The sequence below is a fragment of the Mesorhizobium sp. M1A.F.Ca.IN.020.06.1.1 genome (assembly GCF_004023265.1).
Classification (GTDB): domain Bacteria; phylum Pseudomonadota; class Alphaproteobacteria; order Rhizobiales; family Rhizobiaceae; genus Mesorhizobium.
The window spans coordinates 1-4,167 of record NZ_RZSR01000532.1 but is presented as its reverse complement, the minus strand read 5'-3'; the positions used below and the strand labels follow the sequence as shown (position 1 = coordinate 4,167).

Annotated in this window: 4 protein-coding genes; 1 reads left to right on the top strand and 3 read right to left on the bottom strand. The window is 63.5% G+C overall.

The window, feature by feature from the left end; all coding sequences use genetic code 11:
• The first annotated feature begins 66 nt into the window (after positions 1-66).
• On the top strand, positions 67-1,380 hold the full coding sequence (gene rimO / locus EOA60_RS21580) for a 30S ribosomal protein S12 methylthiotransferase RimO (protein WP_095825465.1): 1,314 nt from the start codon (positions 67-69) through the stop codon (positions 1,378-1,380).
• Positions 1,381-1,450: 70 nt separating this feature from the next.
• Here the strand turns inward: rimO and EOA60_RS21575 are convergent, their stop codons facing one another.
• From EOA60_RS21575 to EOA60_RS21565, 3 genes are all read right to left on the bottom strand, one after another.
• Entirely contained in the window at positions 1,451-2,518 is a 1,068-nt protein-coding gene (locus EOA60_RS21575) for a BMP family ABC transporter substrate-binding protein (RefSeq protein ID WP_066989795.1), read from the bottom strand.
• Positions 2,519-2,569: 51 nt separating this feature from the next.
• The gene (locus EOA60_RS21570) at positions 2,570-3,490 is read right to left on the bottom strand and encodes an ABC transporter permease (protein ID WP_127324903.1); all 921 of its coding nucleotides are present in this window, start codon (positions 3,488-3,490) and stop codon (positions 2,570-2,572) included.
• The coding region (locus EOA60_RS21565) for an ABC transporter permease (protein ID WP_164899451.1) at positions 3,490-4,167 on the bottom strand (678 nt) is incomplete at its 5' end. The genes EOA60_RS21565 and EOA60_RS21570, both read right to left, overlap by 1 nt.

Genomic DNA, 4,167 nt, shown 5'->3' with positions numbered 1-4,167 from the left:
GGCCCATACCAATGCCGCAATTAGTGTGGTATGGCGCCGCCGATCCCGAAAAACCTGGAAAAGCTTATGTCTGCCCCTCGTGTCAGTTTCGTCAGCCTTGGATGCCCGAAGGCGCTCGTCGATTCCGAGCGCATCATCACGCGGCTCCGCGCTGAAGGCTACGAGATCGCCCGCAAGCATAATGGCGCCGACCTCGTTGTCGTCAACACATGCGGCTTTCTCGACTCCGCGCGCGACGAGTCGCTCGACGCGATCGGCTCCGCCCTTTCCGAAAACGGTCGCGTCATCGTCACCGGCTGCCTCGGCGCCGAGCCGGAAGTCATTCGCGAGAAGCATCCCAATGTGCTGGCGATCACCGGCCCGCAGGCCTATGAGAGCGTGATGGCGGCGGTGCATGAGGCGGCTCCCCCCAGCCATGATCCCTACATCGATCTTCTGCCGCCCCAGGGCGTGAAGCTGACGCCGCGGCATTACGCCTATCTGAAGATTTCCGAAGGCTGCAACAATCGCTGCACCTTCTGCATCATCCCGGCGCTGCGCGGCGATCTCGTCTCGCGGCCGGCGGCCGACGTGTTGCGCGAGGCCGAAAAGCTCGCCAAGGCCGGCGTCAAGGAGATCCTCGTCATCTCGCAGGACACCAGCGCCTATGGCATCGACATCAAATACCAGACGAGCATGTTCGGCGACCGCGAGGTGCGAGCGAAGTTCCTCGACCTTGCAGAGGAGCTCGGCAAGCTCGGCATCTGGGTTCGCATGCACTATGTGTACCCCTACCCGCATGTTGCCGACGTCATTCCGCTGATGGCCGACGGAAAGATCCTTCCCTATCTGGACATCCCCTTCCAGCACGCCTCGCCGCAGGTGCTGAAGAACATGCGCCGTCCCGCTCATGGCGAAAAGACGCTGGAGCGGATCCGCGGTTGGCGCGAGGTCTGCCCGGATCTCGCCATCCGCTCAACCTTCATCGTCGGTTTCCCCGGCGAGACGGAAGACGACTTCCAGATGCTGCTCGACTGGCTGGACGAGGCGAAGATCGATCGTGCCGGCTGCTTCAAATATGAGCCGGTCAAGGGCGCGCGCTCCAACGACCTCGGCCTGGAACAAGTGCCGCAGGAGATCAAGGAAGCCCGCTGGCACCGCTTCATGCAGCGCCAGCAGAAGATCTCGGCGACGCAGCTGGCCAGGAAGGTCGGCAAGCGGCTGCCGGTGCTGATCGACGAGGCGCATGGCACCTCGGCCAAGGGCCGCACCAAATATGACGCCCCCGAGATCGACGGCTCCGTGCATATCCAGTCGCGTCGGCCGCTGCGCGCCGGTGAGATCGTCACGGTCAAGGTCGAGCGCGCCGACGCCTACGATCTCTACGGCTCGGCCGTTTGACAAGCGGGATTGGCTGAAAATGAAAGGGCGCCGGTGGGGCGCCCTTTTTGTTTTGATGCCAGGCTGCTGTTTACTGCGGCAGCTTGTCGTCGATGCCCTTGACGTAGAAATTCATGCCGAGCAGCGTGGCGTCGTCGGCGACCTCGCCGTCCTTCAGCCAAGGCGAGCCATCCTGCTTCGCCACCGGGCCGGTGAAGGGGTTCCAGCCATCGGCGATCTTCTTGGTGGTCGCCTCCGCCATTGCCTTCACGTCGTCAGGCATGTTGGTGAAGGGCGCGAGCTTGACGGCGCCATCCTTGATGCCAAGCCACACATTGTCCGGCTTCCAGGTGCCGTCGAGGGCAGCCTGCACGCGGCTGATGTAATACGGGCCCCACTCGTCGGTGAGCGAGGTCAGCTGCGCGTTCGGCGCGAATTTGATCATGTCCGACGACTGGCCGAACCCATGCAGCTTCCGCTCCTCGGCGACCTGCAGGGGGGCGGTCGAGTCGGTGTGCTGGACGATGATGTCGGCGCCCTGGTCGAACAGCGCCTTGGCGGCGTCGGCTTCCTTGCCCGGATCGAACCAGGTATTGACCCAGACGATCTTCACCTTGAAGTCCGGATTGATCGACTGCGCGCCGAGCATGAAGGAGTTGATGCCCATCACCACTTCCGGGATCGGGAAGGAGACGATGTAGCCGGCAAGACCCTTCTTCGATTCCTTGGCCGCGATCTGGCCGAGCACATAGCGGCCTTCATAGAAGCGCGCGTTGTAAATGCCGAGATTGTCGCCCGTCTTGTAGCCGGTGGCGTGCTCGAACATCACCTTCGGGAACTTCTTGGCGACCTTAACCTCGGCGTCCATGAAGCCGAACGATGTGCCGAAGATGATCTTGCATTTCTCGCGCGCCAGGCGCTCAAAGGCGCGGTCGGCGTCCGGGCCTTCCGAGACGTTCTCGAGATAGGCGGTCTCGACCTTGTCGCCGAGCGCTTTCTCCACCTCGAGGCGACCCTGGTCGTGCTGATAGGAATAGCCGAAGTCGCCGATCGGCCCCGTGTAAACCCAGCATGCCTTCAGCTTGTCGGCCGCCTCGGCGGTTGCCGCCAGCGACAGGGCCGCGGCCGTGGTCATCAGCGCAATAAGCAGTTTCTTCATCGTGTTACCTCTCTGAGTTAAGCCCTGGGGCTTCCCGTCTTTTTGTTGTCGTCAACGATCCGGAACAAATGGCTGCCCCAACGAAGCCGGCGTGTTCATCATCGTCAGCCGCTTGTTCCGCGAGATTAGAACGAGAACCACGATGGTTGCCAGATAGGGCAGCGAAGAAAGAAACTGCGAGGGCACAGGAATGCCGAAAGCCTGTGCATGAAGCTGGCCGATCCACACCGCGCCGAAGATGTAAGCGCCGGCCAGCACCCGCCAGGGGCGCCAGGACGCAAAGACCACCAGCGCCAGAGCGATCCAGCCGCGTCCCGCGCTCATGTTCTCGACCCATTGCGGCGTGTAGACGAGCGACAGGTGGCCGCCGGCAAGTCCGGCGCAAGCGCCGCCGAAGATCACGGCGAGGTAACGGTAGCTGATGACCTTGATGCCGAGCGCATGGGCCGACGCGTGGCTGTCGCCGATCGAGCGCAGCGTGAGGCCAGTGCGCGTCCTGAACAGAAACCACATCACGGCGGCGGTGAGCCCGATCGACACGTAGAACAACGGATCCTGGCCGAAGATCAGCTTGCCGACGACCGGTATCGAGCTCAGGCCGGGGATGTCGAGGTTCGGCAGCCTGACGCCAGGCTGGCCGACGAAGCTGGTGCCGATCATGCCGGAGAGGCCAAGCCCGAGCAGCGTAAGCGACAGGCCGGTCGCCACCTGGTTGGTCGCCAGGGAAAGCGTCATAACGGCGAAGAGCAGCGAAAACAGCGCGCCGACGACGATTGCGGCAAGCAGCCCGATCCAGGGAGATCCGGTGAGATAGCCCGCGCCAAAGCCGCCGACGGCGCCCATGATCATCATGCCCTCGACGCCGAGGTTGAGCACGCCGGAGCGTTCCACCACCAGCTCGCCGATCGCCGCGATCAAGAGCGGCGTCGCCGCGGTCGCGATGGTCAAAAGGATGTTGACTGTGATGTCCATCAGCGTGCCTCCTCCAGCTTGGGCGCGGCCTCGAGTCGTGGCGCGGCAAAGCCGATCAGACGAATGCGATAATGAATGAGCGTGTCGCAGCCGAGCACGAAGAACAAAAGCATGCCCTGGAACACGCGCGCCACCTTGTCGGAGATGCCGAGCGCGCTCTGCACCGCCTCTCCGCCGAGATAGGTCAGCGCCAGCACCAGGCCTGCCGCGACGATGCCGAGCGGATTGAGCCGCCCGAGGAAGGCGACGATGATGGCGGTGAAGCCATAGCCGGGCGAGATCACCGGCTGTAGCTGGCCGATGGCGCCTGAGACTTCCGAGATGCCGGCAAGGCCAGCCAATGCACCGGACAGCAGGAAAGTAAAGAAGACCATCTTGCTGAGGCCGAAGCCGGCGAAGCGCCCTGCCCTCGGGCTCGAGCCCAGCACGCGGACCTCGAAACCTTTCAGCATGCGGCTCATCATCAGCCAGACCGTGACAGCGGCGACCAGCGCGAAGACGAAGCCCCAATTGGCGCGGCCGGCATCCGGCATCAATTCCGGCAGGACGGCCGAGTCGCCGAACTGGATGGTCTGCGGGAAGCCGTGGCCCTGCGGGTCGCGCCACGGTCCGCGCACCAGCCAGTCGAGGAAAAGCTGCGCCACATAGACCAGCATCAGGCTGGTCAGGATCTCGTT

What these genes read in the sequence shown, in the direction of transcription:
- rimO (WP_095825465.1), top strand. Translation starts at nt 67, where the DNA reads ATGTCTGCCCCTCGTGTCAGTTTCGTCAGCCTTGGATGCCCGAAGGCG.
- EOA60_RS21575 (WP_066989795.1), bottom strand. Translation starts at nt 2,518, where the DNA reads ATGAAGAAACTGCTTATTGCGCTGATGACCACGGCCGCGGCCCTGTCG.
- EOA60_RS21570 (WP_127324903.1), bottom strand. Translation starts at nt 3,490, where the DNA reads ATGGACATCACAGTCAACATCCTTTTGACCATCGCGACCGCGGCGACG.